The following is a 25,486-nucleotide window of genomic DNA, read 5'->3' on the forward strand; positions in this document are numbered from 1 at the left end:
CGGCCCCGTCCGCCTCCGCCCTACGTGCGCACCGCTCCCGCTCCGGCCCCGTCCGCCCGTCTCCGCCCTCGCGTCACCTCGCGACTTCCGCCCACACCACCTTGCCGGTGTCCGTCCAGCGCACCCCCCACCGGGTGGTGAGCCGGTGCACGACGTACAGGCCGCGCCCGCCGTCGTCGAGGAGGCCGCCGGCGCTCAGCCGCGGCCTGCCGTTGCCGGTGTCGCCCACCTCGCACAGCAGGCCGTGACCGGCCCTGATCAGCCGTATCGTGACGGGACCGGCGGCGTGGCGCACCGCGTTCGTGACCAGCTCGCTGACCAGCAGCGAGACGTCGTCACGGGTGTCGGGCCTGATGTGCCACCGCCGCAGCAGCGCGGAGACCTCGGCGCGGGCCCGGACCGGCGCGTCGTCGCGGGCGGGCAGCCGCCAGGTCGCGGTGTCCCCCTTGCGGTAGCCGATCATGCGCGCGAGCAGCAGCGTCACGTCGTCGCGCTGGCGGGCGGGCGCCAGCGCGGAGACGACCTGCCGTGCGGCCTGCTGCAGACCGTCCCAGGGGTGCACCCCTTCCACGGTGTCGGCCAGCCTGCCGATGCCCTCGTCGATCGACAGGGCCGGATCCTCCACTAGGCCGTCGGTGTAGAGGGCGAGCAGGGAACCCGGGGGCGCGCTGAACGTGTGCACGTCGAACGGCTCCCGCAGCGCGAACTCGGTGCCCAGGCCAGGATGGGGGCGGAGCGCGAGCGGCGCCGCCTCGCCGGTGGGCCGCACCAGGATCGGGGGGAGGTGGCCGGCGCTGGAGAGCGTCACCTGGTGGCTGACCGGGTCGTAGAGGGCGATGCAGCAGGTGGAGCCGAGGGCGCTGTACCCGGCCGCGAGCCCGGACTCCGCGTCGTCGAGCAGGGAGACGGTCTCGTCCAGGTGCTCCAGCACCTCGTCGGGAGCCAGCCCCGCGGACAGCAGCGCGCGGGCCTCCATGCTCAGCTGACCCATGGTCGCCGCCGCCCCCAGGCCGTGCCCCACGACGTCGCCGACCACGAGCGCGGTACGGCCGTCCGGCAGCGGGAAGCTGTTGACCCAGTCGCCCCCGACGCCCGCGCTGTCGGGGGTGGCGGGCTGGTAGACGCTGGCGATGTCGATCGTGTGGCCGCCGGTCCGGGGCAGCAGCCGACGCTGCAGCGCCAGGACCTGGGTGTGCTCGCGCTGGTGCTGACGGGCCAGGTCGACGTGATGGGCGGTCCTGGCCACCAGTTCCTGCAGGTCGAACAGGTCGCTGTCGTGGAAGGGCCGGTCCGCCCTGCGCCAGACCTCCGCCACGCCCAGCACGACGGGCGGCGCGCCGTCCAGGACCAGCGGTATGCACGCCACGCTCGCCGACCGGTCGCCGGGCACCAGGGCACGGACCACTCGTGGACTGCCGAGCAGCCGCTCCACCGACGCGCGGTCCGGTATGACGATGGCCTGCGGGGCGTCGTTGCGCCGTACCGCCTGCCCCAACAGGCGACTCGCGTCGCTCGGCAGATCGCCGCCCGGCGTCACGTACCCCTCGGGCCACGCCCGGTCCGGGACCAGGGCCGCCCGCCGCAGCCGGATCCGCCCCGGCGCCCGCTCGGCGACGCCCTCACCCGTCCACACGGCGAAGTCGAGGTCGACGGCGGCCACGTCCCCCCAGGCCAGCAGGGACTCCGCCAGCGACTGCGCGGTCTCGCCGATGTCCAGCGAGGTGCCGATCGCGGTCTCGGCGGCGTACAGGTGCAGCCTCCTGGCCATGGCGATCAGGGAGACGGTCAGGCCCTCCTGGGGCGCCGCGGCGGGCAGGATGCTCATCGAGACCACCAGCTCCGACCCGTCGCCGCGCCGCAGGCGCTGGATCCGGGCCACATGCGCCTCGCCGATCTCCAGGACCTGCCGCAGCCGCCGGGCGACCGTCGGCACGTCTCCCGGGGGCAGGAGATCGGCGAACGGGCTGCCGGTCACAGCGTGCAGGCCCGCGAACACGGCCGCGTCCAGATTGGCGCGGGTGATCCTGAGATCCTCGTCCAGGTTGACCACGCCGAGAATCTGGTCCTGACGGTCCTCCACCGGGTTCTCGGCCGTCGGCCGCGGGGTCGTACGGTTCCCCGGCGCGTCGTCGCGACCGGCGGCCGCGGCCGGTCCGCCGCCCGGGACATAGCGGCCCAGAGCGCGGCTGACCAGGTCGAACGGTGACGACGAGGACGGGGGCGTGGAGTCCATGCGGCTCTCTCGGAAGTCCCCGGCACAGCGCCGGGGTCGATACTCGGACCCGTGCGACCGGGCCCCGAGACCCCCGACCGCACACCTCATTGAATAACACCGGGGGTCGCATCGCCCACACCAGCCGGTCGGGCGGTGACCGCTGCCCTGGTCAGGGAGACCGGGGCGTCGGCCGCACGGTCCGCCGCCCGACGACGGTCTGCGCTGTGACGCGGGCGACCCGTGGCGAAGGCGGCCACCGGGCTCTGGGCGCTGTCCGGACGCGCGGTCAGACGGTGACGCCGGCGGTGGTGACGCCGGCGGTGGTGACGCCGGCGGTCGTGGCGGTGGCGGTGGTGACGGCGGCGGTCGTGACGGAGGCCGTGGTCACGGAGGGCTGCGGTCCGTGCGCCTCCTGCCGGCTGCTCACGCCCTCCGGGAGGTCGTCCGGGTGCTCCGTCGCAGCTCCTGGTGCGCCGAAGGGCCGGTGAGCCGGCCGGACGGTGGCCCGGCCCACGCTCAGGCAGGTGTAGCCGGCGTCGCCCATGGCGCGCGGGTCCAGCAGGTTGCGCCCGTCGAAGAGCACCGCGGTGCGCATGAGCGGCTGTGCCGCCGCCCAGTCGGTCGCCAGGAGCTGGGGCCATTCGGTGACGATGACGGCCGCGTCGGCGCCGGTCAGGGCCGCGGGGACGGTGCTTCGGCGGTCGGCCCGGTCCCAGGGCTGGGCGTCGGCGGGGCGGGCCATGGGGTCCCAGCAGGTGAGCGTGGCACCCTCGGCGAGCAGGCGGGAGGCCAGGACGGTGCTGGGCGCCTCGCGCATGTCGTCGGTGCCGGCCTTGAAGGTCATGCCGAGCAGGGCGACGCGCTTGTCGCGCAGGGTGCCGAGCTCGGTCTTGAGACGCTGGACGGCGCGGCGGGGCTGCAGGTCGTTGACTTCGATCACGGCGTTGAGCAGCTGGAAGGAGTAGCCGGAGTTGCTCGCCATGGCGCGCAGCGCGCGGGAGTCCTTCGGGAAGCAGGAGCCGCCGTAGCCGAGGCCCGCGTCGAGGAAGTGGCGGCCGAGGCGGTGGTCGAGGCCGACGGCGTCGGCGACCCGGGTGACGTCGGCGCCGGTCGCCTCGCACACGGTGGCTATCTCGTTGATGAAGGTGATCTTCGTGGCGAGCAGGGCGTTGGCGGCGAGCTTGACCATCTCGGCCGAGGCCACGTCCATGGTCTGGACGGGGCCGTCGATGCCGGCGTGCAGGTCCGTCAGGAGTCGGGCGGTCGCGGGGTCGTCGGCGCCGATGACGATGCGATCGGGGTGGAAGAAGTCGGTGACGGCCCGGCCTTCTGCGGTGAACTCGGGGTTGGAGGCGTAGCCGACGCGGCGCAGGCCCGCCTCGTCCAGCGCGGTGCGGATGCGGGCGCCCGTGCCGACGGGGACGGTGGACTTCACCACGACCGCGGCCAGGTGCGGCGCCTCGCGGAGGCTGTCGATGACGGACCACACACGGGACAGGTCGGCGTCGCCGGAGGCGGTGGGCGGGGTGTCCACGCAGATGTAGGCGACGTGGGCGTCGCGGACCGCTTCGGCGGCGTCCAGGGTGAAGGTCAGCGACTCCCGGTGCTCGGCGAGCAGTTCGCCCAGGCCCGGCTCGTAGATGGGCACGTCCCCGGCCTGCAGCAGCCGGACGCGTTCGGGCTGGATGTCGCGGACCGTGACGCGGTGCCCCAGCCGGGCGAAGCAGGCGGCGGTGACGAGGCCGATGTAGCCGGCGCCGAAGACGGCGATGTGACGGGCGCTGCCCTGCATCGAGGGGGCTCCAATGCGGTTGGGAGGCGCGCTGCGTAGAGGTGCCTCGGAAGTGTCGGGTGGCGAGAAACGCTCGGTCGCCGCGGCCTCGGAGAGGGCCGTCAGTCGCTCGCGGGATCTGTCGCAGCAGGATCATACGGAGGTGATCAAGGCTTTCACCTGCGGAGTTGCTTCTGTGATCTTCCCGTGACGAAGTTTCGCCTTCAAGTAGTTGCGTGCTATACACATCACTTACAGGATCTTCACATGGCCTGATCTTCACTGTTTCTCATCTCCTTGGGGGGAGTCATGTCCGGACACGGACAGCTTGCGCAGACCGGTATGCCCGCCATCGTCATCGGCGGCATCACCTATCCGCTGGGGGGCTGGATGGTCGCGGCCGCGGTCGCCGTCGTCCTCGGCGCCATCCTCGTCGTGCGCTTCCGGTACCGCACCGGACTGACGGCCGGTCAGGCCGCCGCCGGCTCGGTCGACGCGCCGAAGAACCGTCTCTTCAACCGTCGGTGAGCACACCTCACGCCGCAGGGCCGGTGCTGACCGCTCATCAGCACCGGTCCGTGACGGTCCTCATGGGGATCGTCGTCATGCTCGCGGCCGCCGCCTGGGCCGGTTACCACGCACTGAGCGCCTTCACCCGCAACGGACACAGCCAGAACCGGCTGACCGTCGTCTGGGCCTCGCTCTTCCTGATCTTCCTGCTCCAAACCTTCATGTACCACCTGGAACGCCCGCGGCAGCTCACCGTCCGCAGCGCCCGGCAGCTGGACGCCCTGCACGTGGCGATCCTCGTGCCCGTCTACAACGAGGATCCCGGATATCTCCGGCTGGGACTCGAGTCGTTCCTGCGCCAGACGCGCAGGCCCGACTCGGTGCACATCGTCGACGACGGTTCCACGAACACCGACTACGCCGAGACGCGCCGCTGGTGGGAAGAGGCCGCGCGGCACGCCGGCATCGCCACGACCTGGCAGCGTGTTCCCAACGCGGGCAAGCGGCACGCGCAGGCGCACGCCGTCCGGGTCAGCCCCGAAGCCGATGTCTACGTCACCTGCGACAGCGACAGCTGCTTCGCCCCGACGGCCCTCGAACAGGCGCTCATCCCGTTCGCCCGCCCTCGCGTGCAGTCCGTGGCCGGCATCGTCATCGCCACCAACAACCGGGCGAACTGGCTGGTGCGCATCACCGACCTGTGGTTCGTCGTCTGTCAGCTCGTCGACCGCTCCGGCCAGTCGGCGGTCGGGGCCGTCATGGTCAACTCCGGCCCCCTCGCGGCCTACCGGGCCGGCATCATCCGCGACAACCTCGACGGCTACCTCAACGAGACCTTCATGGGACGTCCCGTGAACTTCTCCGACGACAGCATGCTCACCCTCTACGCGCAGGAACGCGGACTGACCGTCCAGCAGCCGTCCGCGATCTGCTTCACCGCCATGCCCGAGAAGTGGTCCCACTTCAACCGCATGTACCTGCGCTGGATGCGCGGCTCCGCCATCCGCTCCATCTGGCGCATGCGCTACCTCAGCCCTGCCCGGCCCGCGTTCTGGCTGCACACCATGCGGTGGATCCAGATGGTCCTCACGCAGCTGGTCACCGTGTGGATGCTCGTGGTCGAGCCCCTCGCGTACGGCAACCCGCCGCCGAAGAGCATGCTGGTCGTGCCGTTCCTCATCGGCTGGGCCCAGGGGCTGCGCTACCTGAGCATCATCCGCTCCGACGAGCGCATCCGCTCCCGTGCCCTGACCTGGCTGGCCATGCCGGCCGCCATCCTCCTGGCCTGGACCGTGCTGCGCTGGCTGCGCTGGTACGGCATCGCCACCTGCGCCAGGACCGGCTGGGGTACCCGCCAGAACGGAGCCGAGGTATCCCTCGCCGAGCCGGCCGGCACCGCCGCGGCCTGAAAGAACCACGCCGTCCCCCCGGTCACGAGACCGGGGGGACCGGCTTTCGCGATCGCGTCGACACCCCGCGCGGCGCAGGGCAGACCCGCCGGGAGCGACGGCGTGCCGGGAGGGACGGCCGCGCCCGGGAGGACGGCTGCGCACGCCGCGCCGCGCACGGCGCACCGGTGGCCGCCGGAGCCCGCGGTCGCGCCGAGCGCCTCGGACTCAAGCCGGTGACGCGGGCGCGCACGCGCCGCATCCAGTTCCGGACGGCGTGCCACCTCGGGCGGTGAGGAGCGGCGTCGGACGTCAAGCCGACGCCGTGGAATCCCGCGGCGAGACAGCGGTCGACGACGACCGCAGGCGCAGATCCTCCTCCGTGTGGCCGCGCTGGACCGGCGGGCCCGCCTGACGTCCCTCCGTGCCCGGACCCGTCGTGCCGTCCGCCGTCGGGCGCAGACACTCGATGAGGTAGTCGCCGGTGTCCGGATCGACGGTGACTCCGTGCGTCTCGCTGCGAAAACCGGGGAAGCGGCGGTCGAAGGACTCCAGGGCGCCGAGGTAGCGCAGCAGCGGGCCGTCGGGGGCGCCGACGCTCTCGCCGGGCATGAGGACGGGGATGCCGGGCGGGGTGACCGTGACCATGGCGGCGGCCACCGCACCCGGCGCGTCGGCCAGCCGCACCCGGTGCGTGCCGCCCCGCACCAGACGCTGGTAGCACAGCTGTGGTGGGGCGACCGGCTCGGGCAGCTCGCAGAAGGCGGTGTCCAGCAGGTCGACGAGACGGGCCGCACGCAGGTGGTCGTGCATGTCCTGGCACAGCTCGCGCAGGGTCAGACCGGCGTAGCGCCGGGGATGCTCGGCGACCAGCGCGGGCAGCACCCGGTCGAGGCGGGCCTCCTCGTCGTAGAGAGCCTTGAAGTCCATCAGCGCGTCCAGGAGCGTGCCCCATTTGCCCTTGGTGATGCCCATGGAGAACAGCACGAGCGTGGTGTAGGTGTCGGTCTTCTCCACGACGATGTTCCGCGTGGACAGGTACGCGGTGAGCACCCGTGCCGGGATGCCCCAGTCGGCCGTCCGCCCGGTCGCGTCGATGCCCGGACAGGTCAGGGTGACCTTGACCGGGTCCAGCATGCAGTAGCCGTCGGTCAGTCCGGGGAACCCGTGCCAGTCGGCGCCGGGCGCCAGCTGCCAGCACGACGGCTCGGTGCGCAGCAGGTCGGCGGGGGCCTCTTCGAAGGGCAGGCGCGCGCCGGTGCCCGGATCGGTGACCGTGTCCGGCTGCCACACCCCGAAGAACCACGGAGGCCGGTCGCCGGCCTCCTCGACCCGGCGCCGGATGCGGACCATCTCCTGGCGGAAGCGCACCGCCTCGGTCACCGCCTCGTCGAGGAGCCAGTGGCCCTGCGGCCCGTCCATCATCGCGGTCGCCACGTCCAGCGAGGCGATCATCGGATAGAGCGGGGAGGTGGTGCCGTGCATCATCAACGCCTCGTTGAACCGGTCGTGTTCGACGGGCGCCCGGGGAGCGGGCCGGACGTGGACCATGGCGCTCTGCGACAGCGCCGCCAGCAGTTTGTGGGTGGACTGCGTCGCGAAGACCGTCGGCCGCTCCGGGCCGGGGAAGGTCTCCTCGTCCACCGACATGCCGTACCGGCCCGCGTAGAGCGGGTGGAAGCGGGCGTAGGCGAACCACGCCTCGTCGAAATGGACCCGGGGCGTGCTCGCGGCGAGCGCCCGCGCCGCCGCCGAGGCGTCATAACACAGCCCGTCGTAGGTGGAGTTGGTGAAGACGGCGTACTGGGCCTGCGGTGACAGCGCGTGCTCGGTCAGCGGGTTCGCCGCGATCCGGGCGGCGACCGACTCGGGAGCGAGCTCGGCCGGGGGCAACGGCCCGGCCAGCCCGTAGCCGTTGCGGGTGGGGACGAGATAGACGGGCCGTGCGCCCGACACGACCAGCCCGTGCAGCACCGACTTGTGGCAGTTGCGGTCCACCAGCGCGATCTCGTCCCGGGTGACGCTGAAGTGACCGACCACACGGTTGCAGGTGGAGTCCCCGTGCAGCACGAAGTACGTGAGGTCGGCGCCGAAGACCCGCGCCGCGTTGCGCTCCGCCTCGCCGATCGGGCCGGTGTGCTCGAACAGCGAACCGAGTTCCCCCACCGAGATCGACAGGTCGCTGCGCAGCAGCCGTTCGCCGAAGTAGTCGTGGAAGGCCCGCCCCGCGGGCGACTTCAGCAGGGCGACGCCGCCGGAGTGGGCCGGGGTGTGCCACGAGTACTCGTGCGCGTCGTCGAAGCGGCGCAGCGCGCGGAAGAAGGGCGGCAGGACGGCTTCCCGGTAGGCGCGGGCGGCGGTGGTGATGCGGCCCGCGATGAAGGCGGGCGTGTCCTCCAGCGGCCAGACGTAGCCCACGACCGATTCGGACACCCACAGCGGCAGATCCCTGACGCCGTCGTCGGCCATGACCAGGAACACCGGCAGGTCACGGAAGCGCCGGCCCAGGGAGCGCAGGACGCTGGCCCCGCCGGGCCCGTCCCCGGCACCTCCCGGGTACGGCAGTTCCCAGGCGATCAGTGCGGCGGTCAGACCGGCCTCGGTCCGCAGCACCGCCTCCGCGTCGGCGGCGTCGACCGCCCAGCGGACGTCGAACCCCTTCGCCTCGACGGCCTCCCGGATGCGCACCAACTGCTGGGCGCCCGCGCCCTCGTCCCGTGGATGTTCCGGCACAGCGATCAGAAGCCTGCTGTCCGTCATGGGTTCCCCTCGTCCCGGCGGCGGCCCGCCGTCTCGCTCAGTGTCCGAGCGGACGGGCTCGCGCCCGTGACCGAGCGGCCGTAAACCACCCCGAGGGCGGAAACGACGACGGCCGCGGCTGACGGCGGCCCGGGCCTGCGACGCGGCGGCCCGGGTGCGCGGCGCGGCGGCCCGGGTGCGCGGCGCGGCGGCCCGGCGGTGACGGGGTGCTCCGGCCGGCCGGCGACGGCGGTCAGTCGGCGGCGGGGGTGCGAATCGCGGCGATGTCGAATTGCAGCCGCACCTTCTCGCTGACCATCGCGCCGCCCTCGGCCAGCCGGGCATTGTAGGTGAGGCCCCATTCGGAACGGTCGATCGTGGTGGTGCCGTCGAAACCCGCGCGTTCATATCCGAACGGGTCGGTGACGTGCCCTATGTAGGTGAGTTCGAGAACAACGGGACGAGTGGCGTTCTTGATGGTGAGGTCGCCCGTCATGCGATAGACGTCCGGGTCGGCGAGTTCCACGGCGGTACTCGTGAAACGCATATGGGGATAGCTCGCCGCGTCCAGGAAGTCACGGCCGATCAGGTGGGCGTCGCGCTGCTCCACGCCGGTGTCGACGCTGGCCGTGGACAGCAGGATCTCGGCGCGTGAACGGGACGGGTCGCGCCCGTCGAACCAGAGGCGGCTCCGGTACTCGGTGAAGGCCCCGCGCACCGTCGTCACCAGGGCGTGGCGGACGGAGAAGCCGATGCGGCTGTGTGCCGGGTCGATCATCCACTCTCCGGTCAGCGCCGCCAGAGCGGGATCCGGCCGAACACCGGGCGGGCCGACGGTGGGGTGCGGAGCGACTGGGGGCGCCGACCGCCGGACGGACGCGCCGCGGGTGAACAGATTCATGCTTCACGTAGTTACTGCACCGCGGAAATCGCCGCAAGCCGTCGTGGTGGGCGGCGACGGACCGAATCAGTACCGAAAGGCCTATACGCAGGCACCGCACGACGGGCGGGTACAACATCCACACATTCCCGTCACCGAAAGGTCAAGACGGGAAAGCGGATCCAGTGGAACCCCCGGGCGGTGTGCCGGGAATTCGGTCCGTGTTCCGTCGCGCAGGGTATTGCCGTCCCCCTGCCGGGTGACCAGGATCCGTATCGCGGTCGGCGTCCGTACCGCCTCGCGCAGCGAACTGCGCGACAGAGCGAGCTGTCCGGCGAGGATCTCCTCCTTGGGCAACCGGGAGCCCGGCGCGAGGTCGCCGGCCACGATCATCGCCTTGATCTTGTCCATGGCCTCGTCGGTCAGTGCCACGAGCGTGCCTCCGTGCGCACCGGCTCCCTCTCGTGCTCCTTCGCCCGCCCCTGGGCCGCCCCTCCTCCCGCGCCTACTCCTGCTTCTCGCCGGACGCGAAGCGGGAGATGACCAGGGCGACGATGATGATCGCGCCGTTGAGGAACTGGTTCCACAGCGGCGGCACACCGGCCAGCGTCATGACGTTGACGACGAGCTGGAGCGTCAGCACTCCGGTGAGCGCGCCGAACACGGACCCCTTGCCGCCGTTGAGGCTCACCCCGCCGATGACGGTCGCGGCGAAGACCTGGAAGATCCAGCCGCTGCCCTGGGTCGCGGAGATGGAGCCGTAGTGGCCGCTGTAGAGGATGCCGGCGAACGCGGCCAGCACGCTGCCGATGACCAGGACGAGCCACACGATCCGGTCGACGCGGATGCCGGCGGTGCGGGCGGCCTCCGCGTTGCCGCCGATCGCGTAGAGCGCCCGCCCGTGCCGCAGCCAGGCCAGCGCCGCGCTGCCGAGGGCGAACAGCACCACGCAGATCCAGATCGCGGCGGGCGCGCCCCACCAGGACGCCTTGCCCAAGTAGGTGAAGGAGGACGGAAGTTCGACGATGGACTGGCCCTCGGAGAGGGCGACCTGCAGTCCCCGCAGCATGGTGAGCATCCCGAGGGTGACGATGAAGCCGTTGAGCCGCAGCTTCAGGATCAGGAACCCGTTGACGGCGCCGATCACCGCGCCCACCAGCAGGCACAGCGGGATCGCCGTCCACTCGGGCAGCAGCCCCAGTCCGGTGAACCGGGCGCCGCTGGTGGGCAGCACGAGCCAGACGGCGATGACCGGGGCCACTCCGATGGTGGACTCCAGGGACAGGTCCATCCGTCCGCTGATCAGGATGAGGGCGGTGGCGAGCACCAGCAGGCTCAGTTCGGTGGACTGCTGGGCCACGCCGATGAGGTTGTCGGAGGTCAGGAAGGCAGGCGAGACGATGAACCCGATCAGCCCGAGGACCAGGATGGCCGGGATCAGGGACAGTTCACGGAACCGTCCCAGACCGATCCCGCGCCGGGAGTTCCCGGCGGTCGTCCGGGCCACGCCGGCTGCGGGGTCGGTGACATCGGTGGTGGCGGACATGACTACCTCTCGTCCTCGTCTGTGTCGGGCGCGTCGGCGTCGGGGGCCGTCCGGTCGGCCACGCCTTCCATGGCGGCGACCACCTGCTCGTCCCGCCAGCCGGGGGCGAACTCGGCGACCACGCGGCCGTGGAACATCACGACGACCCGGTCGCACACCCTGAGGTCGTCCAGCTCGTCGGAGACGATCAGCGCGGCCTTCCCGCCGTCCGCGACCTCGCGGACGCGACGCAGAAGGAACTCCTTGGACTTGACGTCGACCCCGTTGGTGGGGCGGACGGCCACCAGCACGCGGGGGTCGGTGGCCAGGGCGCGGGCGACGACGACCTTCTGCTGGTTGCCGCCGGAGAGCGCGGACACCGGGGTGGCCGGCCCCGGGGTCTTGATGTCGAGGTCGCGGATCATGCGCCGGGCGAACTCCCGGGTGCGAGCGGGCAGCACGGTGCCGAACGGGCCGAGCTGGTCGGTGACGGTGAGCGTCGCGTTCTCCGCCACGCTGCGGTTGCCGACCAGACCCTGGAGGTGGCGGTCCTCGGGGACCAGGCCGACGCCCGCGGCCAGCGCCGACGGCACGCTGCCGGTGCGCACGGTCCGGCCGCCGACGCGGACGCGGCCCGCCTCGGCGCGGTGCAGACCGGCGACGGCCTCCCCGACCCGCACATTGCCGCTGGCCGCGGCCCCGGCCAGTCCGACGACCTCGCCCGAACGCACGGACAGGGACAGCCCTCGGCAGGCGCCGGGGAGCGTGAGCCCCTCGACGGCCAGGAGTTCGGGGCGTTCGTCGGGTGCGCCCGGCCCGGCGGCCCGGCGCCCGCCGGACGGACCGGCGGCGGCAGCAGCGGTCGTCTCACCCGTCATGGCCTCCACCAGGGCCCGGTGACCGACCTCGGACACGGGCGCGGTGAGGATGTGGGTGGCGTCCCGGTACACCGTGACCGTGGTGCAGAGGTCGTACACCTCCTGCAGATGGTGCGAGATGTAGAGGAAGGCGACGTCCTGACGCCGCAGGTCGCGCAGCTTGTCGAAGAGGCGGCCGATGCCGCGCGCGTCGAGCTTCGCCGTCGGTTCGTCGAGGATGATGAAGCGCGCGCCGAACGACAGGGCGCGCGCGATCTCCACGAACTGCCGCTGTTCCACGGTGAGGTCCCTGGCCCGCGCGGTGGCGTCGACGTCCACCCCGTACTCGCCGAGCAGTTCCTCGGCCCGGCGCCGCAAGCGCCGCCAGTGGATGGGCTGCAGCGGGCCGGCGCTCTGCCGGTTCAGGAAGAGGTTCTCCGCGACGGTCAGGTCCGGGATGATCGTGGAACGCTGGTAGACGCACGCCACCCGGGCCCGCCAGGCGTCGATGTCCCCCACGGGCGGCGCGGGTTCGCCGGAGAACCGCAGGGTCCCGGTGTCGGGTCGGCGCAGTCCGGTGAGCAGGGACACGAGCGTCGACTTGCCGGCTCCGTTGCGGCCCACCAGGGCGTGCGCCTCGCCGGGGGCGACGGCGATGCGGGCGTCGCGCAGTGCGACGGTGGCGCCGAACCGCTTGCCGACCCCGACGGCCTCGGCGACCGGGGTCGGACCGGCGGCGTGCGCCGACGCGGTCGGGGTGTCCGCCATGACGGGTACCGTCCTTCCAGGGGTGCGGGCGCTGATGCGGTCGGGCGGGTCACCGGCCCACGTTGTTGCCCCACAGGGACTTGTCCTCGACGTTGTCCTTGGTCACCAGCGGCGCGGGCAGCTGGTCCTCCAGGCCGTTGGGGATCTTGATGATCGTGGAGTGGTGGTCGGTGGGCCCCGCCTGGAACGTCTTGCCCTCGGCCGCGGCCTTGGCGTAGTACAGCGCGTACTTGGCGTAGAGGTCGGCGGGCTGGGAGACGGTCGCGTCGATCTGGCCCTTGCGGATGGCGTCGAACTCCTGCGGGATGCCGTCGTTGGAGACGATCGAGATGTGGCCCTTCTGGCCGGCCGGCTTCAGCAGCTTCTTCTGCTCCAGCAGGGCCAGGGTCGGCTGCAGGAAGACTCCGCCGGCCTGCATGTAGACGCCGCCGAGATCGGGGTGCTGGGCGAGCAGGCTCTGCAGCTTGGCGGAGGCCACGTCGCCCTTCCAGTCGGTGGGCAGCTCGAAGATCGTGACGCCGGGGAACTTCTGCCGCATGCACGAGGCGAAGGCCTCGGACCGGTCGCGTCCGTTGATGGAGTCCAGCGCGCCCTGGAGCTCGGCCACCTTGCCCTTGCCGCCGAGCTGCTTGCCGAGGTACTCGCAGGCCTTGGTTCCGTACGCCCGGTTGTCGGCGCGGACCACCATGTAGACGTCGCCCTTGTCGGGGCGGGTGTCGACGCTGACCACCGGGATCTTCTTCGCGGCGAGCGTGTCCAGCGTGGAGGCGACGGCGCCGGTGTCCTGGGGCGCCATGACGACGGCCTTCGCGCCGGTGTTCTGGAACACCTGCACGTTGGCGACCAGCTTGGTGACGTCGTTCTGGGAGTTGCTCAGCGGCAGGGCGTTCACGCCGTCGGACTTGATGTCCTTCTTCAGGTACTGGGCGTAGGAGTTCCAGAAGTCGGAGTCGGACCGCGGCAGGTCGATGCCGACGGCGGGGCTGTCGCCGCCCGCGCTGTCCGAACCGGCGCTGCCGCGGTTGCAGGCGGTCAAAAGAGCGAGGGCCGCGATGACGGCGCCGGCTGCTGCGGCGGTGGAACGGGTGCGGGCGAGATTCATGGCCGGGTTCTCTCCTTGCCAGGGCTGGGAGTCGCGCGAGGTGAGGGACGAAAGGGGCAGGAGCGCGTCGGTCCGCGGGGAGAGCGCGAGCGCGGTCGGGGAGGCGAGGATTCCTCCGATGTATCTCGAACGCCGAGGACGTTACGACGGCGTCGCCTGTGCTGACAAGGGGTCGTCTTCGAGCAAATGACGGGTGTGCTGGGGTGTTGTCAGCGCCGCCCGATGCCCCTAAAGTCGCGGTTCGGGAATTCCTCCGATGTATCAGTGTCATCGAGCATGAAGGGCGCTCCCTTGACCGCAACCCCGGCCCGGATCGTGGCGGTGGACACCCGCGACATCCGCTTCCCGACCTCGCGGGAGCTGGACGGCTCCGACGCGATGAACCCGGATCCCGACTACTCCGCCGCCTACGTGGTGCTGCGGACCGACTCCGGCGACGGGTTCGAGGGCCACGGCTTCACCTTCACCATCGGACGCGGCAACGACGTTCAGGTCGCCGCCATCGAGGCCCTGCGCCCGCACCTGCTGGGGCGGTCGGTGGACGAGCTGTGCGCCGACCCGGGCTCCCTCGACCGCGACTTGATCGGCGACAGCCAACTGCGCTGGCTCGGGCCCGAGAAGGGCGTGATGCACATGGCGATCGGCGCGGTCATGAACGCCGTCTGGGACCTGGCCGCCAAGCGCGCCGGGCAGCCGCTGTGGCGCCTGCTGGCCCACGCCGACCCCGAATGGCTGGTCTCCCAGGTCGACTTCCGCTACATCGCCGACGTGCTCACCCCCGAGGAGGCGCTCGCCCTGCTGCGGAACGCGCGCACCGGGCTCGCCGAGCGCGAGCGGCTGCTGCTGGAGCGTGGCTACCCCGCCTACACCACCTCGCCGGGCTGGCTCGGCTACTCCGACGAGAAGCTCACCCGCCTGGCCAAGCAGGCCGTCTCCGACGGCTTCACCCAGATCAAGCTCAAGGTGGGCGCCGATCGCGCCGACGACCTGCGGCGGCTGCGCACGGCCCGTGCCGCCGTCGGCGACGGCGTGCGCATCGCCGTCGACGCCAACCAACGCTGGAACGTCGACGAGGCGATCGAGTGGACCCGCGCCCTGGCCGCGCTGGACCCGTACTGGATCGAGGAACCCACCAGTCCCGACGACATCCTCGGACACGCCGCCATCCGCGAGGCGGTGGCGCCGGTGAAGGTCGCCACCGGCGAACACGTGCAGAACCGCGTCGTCTTCAAGCAGCTCCTCCAGGCCGGCGCGCTCGACGTGCTGCAGATCGACGCGGCACGGGTCGGCGGCGTCAACGAGAACCTGGCGATCCTGCTGCTCGCCGCCAAGTTCGGGGTGCCGGTGTGCCCGCACGCCGGGGGAGTGGGGCTGTGCGAACTCGTCCAGCACCTGGCGATGTTCGACTACCTGGCCGTCTCCGGCACCACCGAGGACCGGGTCATCGAGTACGTCGACCACCTCCACGAGCACTTCACCGCCCCGGTGGTGATCCGCGACGGCCACTACACGGCCCCGCTCACCCCGGGCTTCTCCGCGGCCATGCACCCGGCCTCGCTCGCCGAATACCGCTATCCCGACGGCGAGTTCTGGGCCGCCGACCTCGCGCGGGGCGGAGCACCGGACGACGCCTGACGCCCTGCCGCCGTGCGTCGCGGGCCTGGGGTGCTCGCGCGGCCCGCGCTCTCGCAGGCGGGCCGCGAAGACGTGCGCGACGTCTTGACGTGTACTTGACGCAGTGGCTTCATGGGAGCGCTCCCACATCGCGATCGCCTCCCTTTCTGCCGCCTGAGTTTCTTGGCCTCACTCCTGGAGTCGCAGTGAGAACGACAAGAAGCACGTCAAGAAGCACGACCGGACGCACGACGCCGGGCGCCCTGCACAGACACCCCGCGGGCAGCTCTCTGGGCACGCTGCTGACCAGGCTCACGGCCCTGCTCGGCCTGGTCCTCGTCGGCGCGCTGTGCCCGGCCGTCGCCCACGCACAGGACCAGGCCCGATCATCCGGGACCCGCGCCGCCGGTCTCCACATCAGCGACGGCCGCCTGGTCGAGGGCAACGGGAAGGACTTCGTCATGCGGGGCGTCAACCACGCCCACGCCTGGTATCCGGGCCGGACCCAGCAGTCGCTCGCAGACATCAAGGCGATGGGCGCCAACGCCGTGCGCGTCGTCCTCGCCGACGGCCACCGCTGGAGCGCCAACAGTTCCGCCGACGTCGCGAACGTCATCGCCCAGTGCAAGGCCAACCGGCTCATCTGCGTCCTGGAGGTGCACGACACCACCGGCTACGGCGAGGACAGCGCGGCCGGCACCCTCGACCAGGCGGCCGACTACTGGATCGGTCTCAAGGACGTCCTGGCCGGCCAGGAGGACTACGTCATCGTCAACATCGGCAACGAGCCCTGGGGGAACACCGACCCGCAGGGCTGGACCGCCCCCACGATCGCCGCGGTCAAGAAACTGCGCGCCGCCGGCTTCCAGCACACGATCATGGTGGACGCACCCAACTGGGGCCAGGACTGGCAGGGCGTGATGAAGGCCAACGCCCGGTCCGTGTACGACGCCGACTCCACCGGCAACCTGATCTTCTCCATCCACATGTACAGCGTCTTCGACACGGCGGCCGAGGTCACCGACTACCTCAACGCCTTCGTCGACGCCGGACTGCCCCTTCTGATAGGCGAGTTCGGCGGTCCCGCCGACCAGTACGGGGACCCCGACGAGGACACCATGATGGCCGCCGCCCAGCAGCTCAGGCTCGGCTACCTGGCCTGGTCGTGGAGCGGCAACACGGACCCGATCCTCGACCTGACGCTCGACTTCGACCCCGCCCGGCTCAGCTCCTGGGGCAAGCGCATCTTCAACGGCGTGAACGGGATCGCCCAGACCGCCAAGGAGGCCACGGTCTTCGGCGGCGCAAGCCCCGGCGACACCCAGGCCCCCACCACCCCCGGCGCCCCGATCGCGACGGCGGTGACGGCGACCTCGGCCACCCTCTCCTGGACCGCCGCCACCGACGACGTCGGCGTCGCCGGCTACGACGTGGTGCGGATCAGCGGGACCACCGAGACCGGCGTCGCCGCGACGACCACGGCCACCGCCACCGTGACCGGTCTGACGGCGAACACGGCGTACGCCTTCGCCGTCTACGCCCGGGACGCCGCCGGCAACCGCTCCGCCCGCTCGGCCGCCGTGAACGTCACCACCGCGAGCGCACCCGCCGTGGCCTGCTCCGTCGGCTATCGCGTGGTGGGGGAGTGGCCGGGCGGCTTCCAGGGTGACATCACCCTGCGCAACACCGGCTCCACCCCCGTCAGCGGCTGGCGGCTCGCCTTCGCCTTCGCGGACGGCCAGACCGTCGCCAGCATGTGGGGCGGAACCGCGGCCCAGACCGGCGGCTCGGTGAGCGTGACCCCCGCCGCCTACACCTCCACCGTCCCCGCCGGCGGTTCGGTCACCGTCGGCTTCATCGGCAGCAAGGGCGCGACCAACGCCGCGCCCGCCGCCTTCACCCTCAACGGCGGCGCGTGCGCCACTGTCTGACGGGTTCTCTGTTCGCGCGGCCGTAGGCCCGCCGACCGGCGGAGGCGCCGCCCGCCTCCGTCGGTCACCGGTGTGCCCGCCCCCGTCGACGCCGACGTCCGGGAGGCAAACCACGAACGGCCGGGCGACGGTCGTCCGCCCTGCCGCCGAAGCAGCCGGTGGACGCCGGTGGACGCCGCCCGGACCCTCCGGCTGCCGTTCGGGCACCCCGTAATGTGAGGCCATGTCCACGACGCCCCGCTGGCTCAACGCCGACGAACGACGGGCCTGGCTGGCCTACGTCGAGTTCTCCACCCTGCTCGCCGACCATCTCAACCGCCAGCTGCGCCGCGACGCGGGGATGACGCACGCGGACTACAGCCTGTTGGCCTATCTCTCCATGGCCACCGACGGCGCCCTCGGCATGTCGGACCTGGCCCAGCGTCTGAAGATCACCCGCAGCAGGCTCACCCATGCCGTGAACCGGCTGCGCGAGGTCGGTCTCGTCGACCGCCGGGAGGATCCCGCCGACGGCCGCGGCCAGCTCGCCTTCCTCACCGACGAGGGCAGGGCGCTGCTGGAGCAGGTGGCCCCCGGTCACGTCGAGGCCGTGCGCCGCGCGGTCTTCGACGTCCTCACCCCCGAGCAGGTGCGTCAGTTCGCGGACATCGGCGAGGCGATCAGCCAGGCCCTGCACCGGGCCGAGAGCACGCAGGCCGACGCGGCGCTGCCCTGGCGGCGCCGCTAGGGCTCCGGTCGGCGCCGGCGCTCCGGCAGCGGTCGTGGGGTGGGGGGCCGGTCCGGTCAAGGAATCGGCCGGGAATCGAGAAGAACCGGCCGGCGGTCCGTACCTGGGGGTACCGGGGGCCGCCCGCCCCTCCGACCGCGACACCGATCCAAGGGACGTACCTCGTGAACGCAACCGCCGCCATCGGCGTCACCGGCCTCGGCGTGATGGGCCGCAACCTCGCGCGCAACTTCGCCCGCAACGGCTACACCGTCGCCGTCCACAACCGCAGCGCCGGTCGCACCCGCGCGCTGGTCGAGGAGTTCGGGCACGAGGGCGCCTTCGTCCCCGCAGAGTCGGCCGCCGACTTCGTGGCGGCGCTCGTACGTCCCCGACGACTGATGATCATGGTGCAGGCGGGCGAGGTAACCGACGCGGTCATCGAGGAGTTCGCCCCGCTGCTGGAGCCCGGCGACATGATCATCGACGGCGGCAACGCCCACTACGCCGACACCCGCCGCCGCGAGGAGGCCCTGCGTGCGCGCGGGCTGCACTTCGTCGGCGCCGGCGTCTCCGGAGGTGAGGAGGGCGCGCTGAACGGGCCCGCCGTCATGGTCGGCGGCTCCTTGGAGTCGTACGACGTCCTCGGCCCGATGTTCGAGTCCATCAGCGCGAAGGTGGACGGCGAGCCCTGTGCCACCCACATCGGCACCGACGGGGCCGGGCACTTCGTCAAGATGGTGCACAACGGCATCGAGTACGCCGACATGCAGCTCATCGCCGAGGCGTACGACCTGCTGCGCCAGGTCGCCGGCTACACCCCGGCGGAGATCGCCGACGTCTTCCGCACCTGGAACGAGGGCCGGCTCGGCTCGTACCTCATCGAGATCACCGCCGAGGTCCTGGCCCACACCGACGCCGTCACCGGGCGGCCGTTCGTCGACGTCGTGGCCGACGCCGCCGGCCAGAAGGGCACCGGCCGCTGGACCGTGCAGACGGCCCTGGACCTGGGCTCGCCGGTCACCGCCATCGCCCAGGCCACCTTCGCCCGGGCCGCCTCGGGCCAGCGCGAACTGCGCGCCGCCTACGCCGGACTCCCCGGCGGCACCACGCCCCCGCTCAGCCGCACCGAGGCCTCGCGCTTCACCTCGCAGGTCGAGCACGCCCTGTACGCGTCGAAGGTCATCGCCTACGACCAGGGCTGGAAGATGATCCAGGACGCGGCCGGCGAGTTCGGCTGGAAGATCGACCTCGGCTCGGTCGCGCGGATCTGGCGGGGCGGCTGCATCATCCGCGCCTCGTTCCTCGACCGCATCCGCGCCGCGTACGCGGCGGACCCGGAGCTGGTCAGCCTGCTCGGCGAGATGGAGTTCGCCATGGAGATCACCGACGCGCAGGTGCCCTGGCGCGAGACCGTGGCCTCCGCCGCCCGCCGGGGCATCCCGGTGCCGGCCTTCTCCGCGGCGCTCGCCCACTACGACACACTGCGCGCCGGGCGGCTGCCCGCCGCGCTGCTGCAGGGGCAGCGCGACTACTTCGGCGCCCACACCTACGGCCGCACCGACCGCCCCGGCGCCTTCCACACCCACTGGGCCGAGTCCGGCCGCCCCGAGACGCCCGCCTGACGGATCGGCGCGACGACGGGCGCGGGGCACTCGCCGAGTTCCCCGCGCCCGTCGGCCGGAGTGGGTGGCCACCGGTCGGCAGCCCGTCAGCAGCCCCTCAGTCGCTCGTCGCCGGGTACGTCGGGTACTCCACGCCCGAGACGTGCTGGACGACGCGGACGACCTGGCAGGAGTAGCCGAACTCGTTGTCGTACCAGAGGTAGAGGATCGCGTTGTCGCCGTCGACCTTGGTGGCGCCGGCGTCGATGATCGAGGCGTGGCGCGAGCCGATGAAGTCCATCGAGACCGCGTCCGGCGCCGTGGTGAAGTCGATCTGGCGCCGCAGCGGCGAGGTCAGCGAGACACCGCGCAGGTATTCCAGGACCTCGTCGCGGTCCGTCTCGCGGCCGAGCCGCAGGCTCAGGATCGCGATCGAGACGTCCGGCACCGGGACCCGGATCGAGCTGCCGGTGATCGGCGCCTTGAGGTCCGGCAGCGCCTTGGCGACCGCGGAGGCGGCGCCGGTCTCGGTGATGACCATGTTCAGCGGCGCCGAGCGGCCGCGACGGTCGGCCTTGTGGTAATTGTCCAGCAGGTTCTGGTCGTTGGTGAACGAGTGGACGGTCTCCACATGGCCGCGCAGCACGCCGTACTCGTCGTTCATCGCCTTCAGCGGCGGGACGATGGCGTTGGTGGTGCAGGAGGCGCAGGACAGGATCCGCTCGTCCGGCTTGATCGTGTCGTGGTTGACGCCGTGCACGATGTTCGGGACGTCGCCCTTGCCCGGCGCGGTCAGCACCACCTTGTCGATGCCGGGTCGCAGATGCTGCGAGAGGCCCTCGCGGTCACGCCACTTGCCGGTGTTGTCGATCAGGATGGCGTTGTCGATGCCGTACGCCGTGTAGTCGACCTCGGACGGGTCGTCGGCGTAGATGACCGTGATCTCGTTGCCGTTGGCGATGATGCGGTTGGCGGCCTCGTCGACCGTGATCGTGCCCTGGAACTGGCCGTGCACGGAGTCGCGGCGCAGCAGCGACGCCCGCTTGACGAGATCGTCGGCGGCCCGGCCCCCGCCGCCGCGCACCACGATGGCGCGCAGCCGCAGGCCGTTGCCGGAGCCGGACTTCTCGATCAGCAGCCGGGCGACGAGCCGCCCGATGCGGCCGAAGCCGTACAGGACGACGTCGCGCGGCTCGCGGCGGTCGATCTTGTTCGCGCCCGTGGCCCCGGCGACGGCCTCGGCGGTGAAGGCCGGCACGGACAGGCCGCGGTCGTCGGCCCGGTGGCTCTCGGCGAGTATGCCGAGGTCGATCTGGGACGGGCCGAGGTCGAGCGCGGTGAGGGCCTCCAGGTAGGGCAGCGTCTCGGTGACCGAGAGCTCCTGGCCCGCGATCTGCCGGGCGAACCGGTGGGTCTTGAGGATGCTGACCACCGACTTGTTCACCAGGGAGCGGCTGTGCAGCAGGACGGTGACGTCCCGCTCGCGGTGCAGCTTCCCGATCATCGGGATCATCGACTCCGCGATCTCCTCGCGGTTCTTCCAGTCAGTGAACGAATCGTCGTTGAGCGTCACGGGCCTATCTTTCGAGCTAGGTGGCGCTCATATGCTAACCCTCTGGTCGATCGATCATTCAAGCGGGCCAGTGCTCAGGTGTGCAGGGGGAGCTCAGGACGGCAGCGGAGGGCTCCTCGCGAGCGAGCGCCGCGAGCGCGGTGAGTGCGGGCGGGCCCGCACTCGCCTGCCGCGCCGGCACGCGGATCAGACCTCCTCGGGCGTCTGCTGCCGGCGCGGGACGGCCAGGGCGCACAGAGCGCCCGCGAACACCACCGCGACGCCGACCCACACCGCGGGGTGCAGGCCGGCCACGAACCGCCGCGGATCCTGGGTGCCCCCGTGCGCCACGAAGACCGTGCTCAGCACGGCGATCCCGAGGGCCCCACCGATCTCGCGGACCGTGGCGTTGGCCCCGGACGCCTTGCCCGCGTGCTGCTTGGCGACCGAAGCGAGCACCACCGCCGCCGTCGGCGCGAACACGAAGCCCATGCCGACGCCGGCGACGACCATCGGCCCGACCAGCGACGTGTAGGCGGTGTCGACGTCCGCGACGAGGTTGATCCAGCCCAGGCCGACCCCCTGGAGGAAGAGGCCGAGCGCCATCAGCCGCCCGCCGCCCACCCTGTCGGTGAGCAGTCCGGCCACCGGGGCGACGAACATCGGCATCAGCGTCCAGGCCAGGGTGCGCACGCCGGCCTCCAGCGGGGTGCGTGCGGGCACGATCTGGAGGTACTGCGCCAAGAGGAAGAGGGAGCCGAAGACGCCGAAGTACATGGTCGCCGAGACGATGTTGGTGAGGGTGAAGGACCGCACCCTGTAGAACGACAGCGGCAGCATCGGCTCGGGAGTGCGTGCCTCCCGGGCGACGAACGCGGCCAGCAGCACCGCGCCCGCCGTGAACGCGCCCAGCACCTTCGCCGACGTCCAGCCGTCGGGCTCGCCGTGCACGATGGCCCAGACCGCCGCGCACAGGCCGGCCGCCGCCAGCGCCATGCCGGCCAGGTCGAGGCGCACGCCGGGCAGCGAACTCTCCCGCAGGGCGAACAGCACCAGCGGGATCGCGATCAAGCACACCGGCACGTTGATCCAGAAGATCCACCGCCAGTCAAGACCGTCCACCACCGCGCCGCCCACCACCGGGCCCATCGCGACGGCCAGACCGCTCACCCCGGACCACACGCCCAGCGCCATCCCGCGCAGCCGGTCCGGCACGGCCTGCGAGAGGAGGGTCAGGGACAGCGGCATCACGGCCGCCGCGCCGAAGCCCTGGACCGTGCGGAAGGCGATCAGCTGGGCGCTGGTGTCGGCGAGGCCGCAGCCCATCGAAGCCAGTGTGAACAGGGCGATGCCGGCGACGAAGACCCGTCGGCGTCCGAACCGGTCGCCGAGCGCGGCGCCGGTCATGAGCAGACAGGCGAAGCTCAGCACATAGGCGTTGACGAACCACTGCAACTCCTGCGTGTCGGCCCGCAGGTCGACGGCGAGCGTGCGCAGGGCCGTGGAGACGACCAGGTTGTCGAGCGCGACCATGAACATGGGCACGCTGGCGGCGACGATCGCGAGCCACAGGGGGATGCGGCGGCGCTCGGGCGGCGGGGCGGCGGCCGGTTCGTCGAGAACCGGGCTCTCGGACAGCGGCATGGCGGATTCTCCTGGTCGGGGGATTGTCAGGCATCGGTGGGCCGCTGTACGGCGAGGCGGCCGAGGGCGCCCGCCCGGCCGACGGTCAGGCCGGGCGGCGGACGTCGTGGGAAGGCCCGCGCGTACCCGCCCGGCGCGTCCTCGTCTTCCCGGGCCGTGACGGGTGCGGGAGTGGTGACGATGGTCCGACGCGGGGTGGGGCATGGCGCATGCCGTCGGTCCGGTGCTGCGAAGAAATACTAGATACCTTCACTATCTATGTTAGACAGTAAAGGTATCCAGATTCAGGGGCAAGTCGACGAGTGAGGCGGAGCCGACCGCATGCGCATCTCCGAACTGAGCCGCCGCAGCGGCGTCTCCGTGACGACGATCAAGTACTACCTCCGGGAGGGGCTTCTCCCGCCCGGCCGCCAGACGGCCGCCACCCAGGCCGAGTACGACGACCAGCACCTGCGCCGGCTCCGCCTGGTCCGCGCGCTGACCGGCGTGCGCGGTCTGTCGGTCAGCACCACCCGGGAGGTGCTCGGCGCCCTGGCCGAGCACGCGGGCGACACCCACCGCCTGCTGGGTGTGGCCCTGGGCTCCGTGGGGGTGGGCGAGAAGCCCGCCGAGGACGCCCCGCAGGGGGCCGAGGTCGACCAGCTGGTCCAGGAGTTGGACTGGAGTGTGCACGAGGCGGCGCCCGCCCGCGCCGCTCTCGCCGAGACCCTGGACTCCCTGCGCTCCCTCGGTGTCCCGCTCGACTGGCGCGCCTTGCTGCCGTACGCGCGGCTCGCCGAGCAGACAGCCGTCCTGGATCTCGACCAACTCGAAGGACTGGCGGACCCGTTGGAAGCCGCCGAGCGCGCCCTGCTGCTGACCGTCCTGCTGGAGCCCGCCCTGATGGCGCTCCGGCGCATGGCCCAGGAGAACGAGTCGGCCCGCCGGCACACCCCCTGAGGGTCCGACCTCGGGACGACTCGACGGCCTCCCGGCTGCCGGGCGACGGCCCGGCTCGGCGAGGCGAGAGATCGTCGACGCCGCCGACGGCCGGACCGCGTCCGGCGAGAAGCGCCCGGCAGCCGCACCGGCTTTCGGGACCGGCCGTCGTGCCCGCCGTGCCGCCGACGGCCGGACCGCGTCCGGCGAGAAGCGCCCGGCAGCCGCACCGGTTTTCGGGACCGGCCGTGGTGCCCGCCGTGCCGTCGACGGCCCGGGCGCGCCGCCTGCGGCCCGGGGGATTGATCCCCGCACGGTCGGGTACGCGTGGCCGGACCGCCGCTACGAGACCGTCGCTACCAGGGAGCTTCCATGGAGACGCCCGCGCACGACCGCTCGAACAATCCCGCCGCGCTCGCGCTGGACGCGCTGGCGCGGGATACCGGGGACACCGTCGCACTGGACACGCTCGCGCACTGTGACGTGCTCGTCCCGGTGCCCGAGGACGCCACTGACGAGGACGTCACCGACCCCACCACGGTCGCCCTGCCCGTGCTGGAACAGCCCGGGGGTTCTCCCGTGGTGCCGGTGTTCACCTCCGAGCCGGAGATGGCCGACCTGCTGCCGGAGATCGACCGCTACCGACTGGTGCCGCTCGGCGCGCTCGCCGCGCAGTGGCCGAGCGGAGAGCTGTCGCTCTCCATCGACGGAGCCGGCGATCACCCGCTGACGCTGACCTCCGAAGGAGTGCGCACCCTGCTCGTCCGCTGAGAGGGCCGCGGTGACGCAGGACGTACCGGCCCCGGCCGCCCGTCCCGCCCGCAGCGGGAACCGCCCGGGCCTCGGGGCGCACGACGTCCCGACGGCCACCGCCGGCGGGGCGGCGCGGGCGGTGGAGCGAGCGCCCGCGGGTCGTTCGCCCGCCGGGATCAGGACCCGGCCAGCATCCGTTCCAGCACCTGCCGCTGCAGCGGCAGCACCTCGGCGTGCAGGTCGCGGCCCTTGCGGGTCAGGGCGACGTACACCCCGCGGCGGTCCTCCATGCAGACGGACCGCTCCACCAGGCCTTCCTTCTCCAGGCGGCCGATGAGCCGGGACAGCGCGCTCTGGCTCAGGTGCACCCGTCCGGCGAGATTCTGCACCCGGCACTGATCGCCGTCCCGCGGCGCCTCGGAGGCGAGGATGTCGAGGACCTCGAAGTCACTCGCGCCGAGGCCGTGCGGATGGAGCGCGCGATCGATCTCGCACATGGTGCGCGCATGCACCGACAGGATGTCCCGCCACCGCTCCTCGAGGCCTGCCCCGGCCGTTTTCGCTGCCATACCCGCACGGTAACACCGAACCAGCAATTATTGACGTTGCAACTAGTGCGGGTGCAAGCGGTTGCCGGGAGGTGTTCAGGCGGCCGGGTCCTGGAGCAGCCCCACCAGGTTGCCGTCCGCGTCCTTGACGAAGGCGATCAGCCTGCCGCCGCCGACGTCCTGGGCGTCCTGCAGCAGCTCGGCGCCCGCCGCCAGCAGCGCCGAGAGCCGCTCGCGCAGATCCGTGACGTGCCAGTACGGCACCGGCCCGGTCATGCCCTTGGAGTGCCCGCTGGGGTCCAGGCCGACGTCCTGGCCGGCGGCCTTGAAGCCGACGTAGTAGGGCTCGTCGGCGTACGGCTCGACCTCCAGCAGCGCGCTGAACAGGGCCTTGGCCCGGTCGAGGTCCTTGACGGGATAGATGATGGTCTGCAGGCCGGCGGTCATGGCGTCCTCCTCGG

19 protein-coding genes and 1 pseudogene are annotated in these 25,486 nt (G+C 72.0%); 8 read left to right on the forward strand and 12 right to left on the reverse strand.

Translation table 11 applies throughout. The features are described 5' to 3' along the window. Window positions 1-73: 73 nt before the first annotated feature. Together ACFVYK_RS22720 and ACFVYK_RS22725 are read right to left on the reverse strand one after the other, a co-directional pair. Window positions 74-2,233: a SpoIIE family protein phosphatase gene (locus tag ACFVYK_RS22720; RefSeq protein WP_389776851.1), complete on the reverse strand. Its 2,160-nt coding sequence runs from the start codon at window positions 2,231-2,233 to the stop codon at window positions 74-76. A gap of 268 nt (window positions 2,234-2,501) precedes the next feature. Continuing rightward, on the reverse strand, window positions 2,502-4,007 hold the full coding sequence (locus tag ACFVYK_RS22725) for a UDP-glucose dehydrogenase family protein (protein WP_389776854.1): 1,506 nt from the start codon (window positions 4,005-4,007) through the stop codon (window positions 2,502-2,504). 288 nt (window positions 4,008-4,295) lie between these two features. On the opposite strand from ACFVYK_RS22725, the gene ACFVYK_RS22730 reads away from it, so the two are divergent. Both ACFVYK_RS22730 and ACFVYK_RS22735 read left to right on the forward strand, forming a co-directional pair. Continuing rightward, window positions 4,296-4,514, forward strand: a complete 219-nt coding sequence (locus ACFVYK_RS22730) for a hypothetical protein (RefSeq protein WP_389776857.1) — start codon at window positions 4,296-4,298, stop codon at window positions 4,512-4,514. Window positions 4,515-4,564: 50 nt separating this feature from the next. Beyond that, window positions 4,565-5,905: a glycosyltransferase gene (locus tag ACFVYK_RS22735; RefSeq protein WP_389776860.1), complete on the forward strand. Its 1,341-nt coding sequence runs from the start codon at window positions 4,565-4,567 to the stop codon at window positions 5,903-5,905. 291 nt (window positions 5,906-6,196) lie between these two features. Here ACFVYK_RS22735 and ACFVYK_RS22740 read toward each other — a convergent pair whose 3' ends face one another. The 6 genes and pseudogenes from ACFVYK_RS22740 to ACFVYK_RS22765 form a co-directional block, all read right to left on the reverse strand. Next, window positions 6,197-8,644: an Orn/Lys/Arg decarboxylase N-terminal domain-containing protein gene (locus ACFVYK_RS22740; RefSeq protein WP_389776862.1), complete on the reverse strand. Its 2,448-nt coding sequence runs from the start codon at window positions 8,642-8,644 to the stop codon at window positions 6,197-6,199. Between the two features lie 232 nt (window positions 8,645-8,876). Further along, window positions 8,877-9,524, reverse strand: a complete 648-nt coding sequence (locus tag ACFVYK_RS22745; protein WP_389776864.1) for a YceI family protein — start codon at window positions 9,522-9,524, stop codon at window positions 8,877-8,879. A 222-nt stretch (window positions 9,525-9,746) separates the two neighbouring features. Then, window positions 9,747-9,935 (reverse strand): annotated as a pseudogene (locus ACFVYK_RS22750) (FadR/GntR family transcriptional regulator); the annotation flags it as partial. Between the two features lie 73 nt (window positions 9,936-10,008). After that, window positions 10,009-11,049: an ABC transporter permease gene (locus ACFVYK_RS22755; RefSeq protein WP_389776866.1), complete on the reverse strand. Its 1,041-nt coding sequence runs from the start codon at window positions 11,047-11,049 to the stop codon at window positions 10,009-10,011. Between the two features lie 2 nt (window positions 11,050-11,051). Continuing rightward, window positions 11,052-12,653, reverse strand: coding sequence for a sugar ABC transporter ATP-binding protein (locus tag ACFVYK_RS22760; RefSeq protein ID WP_389776868.1), 1,602 nt, complete (start codon window positions 12,651-12,653; stop codon window positions 11,052-11,054). 49 nt (window positions 12,654-12,702) lie between these two features. Further along, complete coding sequence (locus ACFVYK_RS22765) at window positions 12,703-13,755, reverse strand: sugar ABC transporter substrate-binding protein (protein ID WP_389776871.1); 1,053 nt, start codon at window positions 13,753-13,755, stop codon at window positions 12,703-12,705. 291 nt (window positions 13,756-14,046) lie between these two features. Here ACFVYK_RS22765 and ACFVYK_RS22770 point away from each other — a divergent pair, with 291 nt between their 5' ends. The 4 genes from ACFVYK_RS22770 to gndA all read left to right on the forward strand — a co-directional run bounded on the left by ACFVYK_RS22770 (window position 14,047) and on the right by gndA (window position 19,631). Continuing rightward, complete coding sequence (locus tag ACFVYK_RS22770) at window positions 14,047-15,390, forward strand: L-fuconate dehydratase (RefSeq protein WP_389776874.1); 1,344 nt, start codon at window positions 14,047-14,049, stop codon at window positions 15,388-15,390. Window positions 15,391-15,632: 242 nt separating this feature from the next. Further along, window positions 15,633-17,300 carry a cellulase family glycosylhydrolase gene (locus ACFVYK_RS22775; protein ID WP_389776936.1) on the forward strand — a complete coding sequence of 556 codons (1,668 nt, stop codon included), beginning with the start codon at window positions 15,633-15,635 and terminating at the stop codon, window positions 17,298-17,300. A gap of 223 nt (window positions 17,301-17,523) precedes the next feature. Then, entirely contained in the window at window positions 17,524-18,027 is a 504-nt protein-coding gene (locus ACFVYK_RS22780; protein WP_389776876.1) for a MarR family winged helix-turn-helix transcriptional regulator, read from the forward strand. Between the two features lie 164 nt (window positions 18,028-18,191). After that, a complete protein-coding gene (gene gndA, locus ACFVYK_RS22785; RefSeq protein ID WP_389776878.1) occupies window positions 18,192-19,631 on the forward strand; it encodes an NADP-dependent phosphogluconate dehydrogenase in 1,440 nt (479 codons plus the stop codon). A gap of 97 nt (window positions 19,632-19,728) precedes the next feature. On the opposite strand, the gene ACFVYK_RS22790 is transcribed toward gndA, so the two are convergent. Both ACFVYK_RS22790 and ACFVYK_RS22795 read right to left on the reverse strand, forming a co-directional pair. Continuing rightward, window positions 19,729-21,183: a glyceraldehyde-3-phosphate dehydrogenase gene (locus ACFVYK_RS22790; protein WP_389776880.1), complete on the reverse strand. Its 1,455-nt coding sequence runs from the start codon at window positions 21,181-21,183 to the stop codon at window positions 19,729-19,731. Window positions 21,184-21,369: 186 nt separating this feature from the next. Beyond that, on the reverse strand, window positions 21,370-22,806 hold the full coding sequence (locus ACFVYK_RS22795) for an MFS transporter (RefSeq protein ID WP_389776882.1): 1,437 nt from the start codon (window positions 22,804-22,806) through the stop codon (window positions 21,370-21,372). Between the two features lie 321 nt (window positions 22,807-23,127). Between ACFVYK_RS22795 and ACFVYK_RS22800 the strand changes: the two genes are divergently transcribed. Next, window positions 23,128-23,745 (forward strand): MerR family transcriptional regulator, encoded by a 618-nt coding sequence (locus ACFVYK_RS22800; protein ID WP_389776885.1) that lies wholly within the window; start codon window positions 23,128-23,130, stop codon window positions 23,743-23,745. 351 nt (window positions 23,746-24,096) lie between these two features. Continuing rightward, entirely contained in the window at window positions 24,097-24,495 is a 399-nt protein-coding gene (locus ACFVYK_RS22805; RefSeq protein WP_389776888.1) for an SseB family protein, read from the forward strand. Window positions 24,496-24,653: 158 nt separating this feature from the next. On the opposite strand, the gene ACFVYK_RS22810 is transcribed toward ACFVYK_RS22805, so the two are convergent. Both ACFVYK_RS22810 and ACFVYK_RS22815 read right to left on the reverse strand, forming a co-directional pair. Next, window positions 24,654-25,046, reverse strand: a complete 393-nt coding sequence (locus ACFVYK_RS22810; protein ID WP_389776890.1) for a MarR family winged helix-turn-helix transcriptional regulator — start codon at window positions 25,044-25,046, stop codon at window positions 24,654-24,656. 75 nt (window positions 25,047-25,121) lie between these two features. Continuing rightward, on the reverse strand, window positions 25,122-25,472 hold the full coding sequence (locus tag ACFVYK_RS22815) for a VOC family protein (RefSeq protein WP_389776893.1): 351 nt from the start codon (window positions 25,470-25,472) through the stop codon (window positions 25,122-25,124). Between the last annotated feature and the right edge of the window lie 14 nt (window positions 25,473-25,486).

The organism is Streptomyces sp. NPDC058291 (assembly GCF_042880855.1).
Lineage (GTDB): Bacteria > Actinomycetota > Actinomycetes > Streptomycetales > Streptomycetaceae > Streptomyces.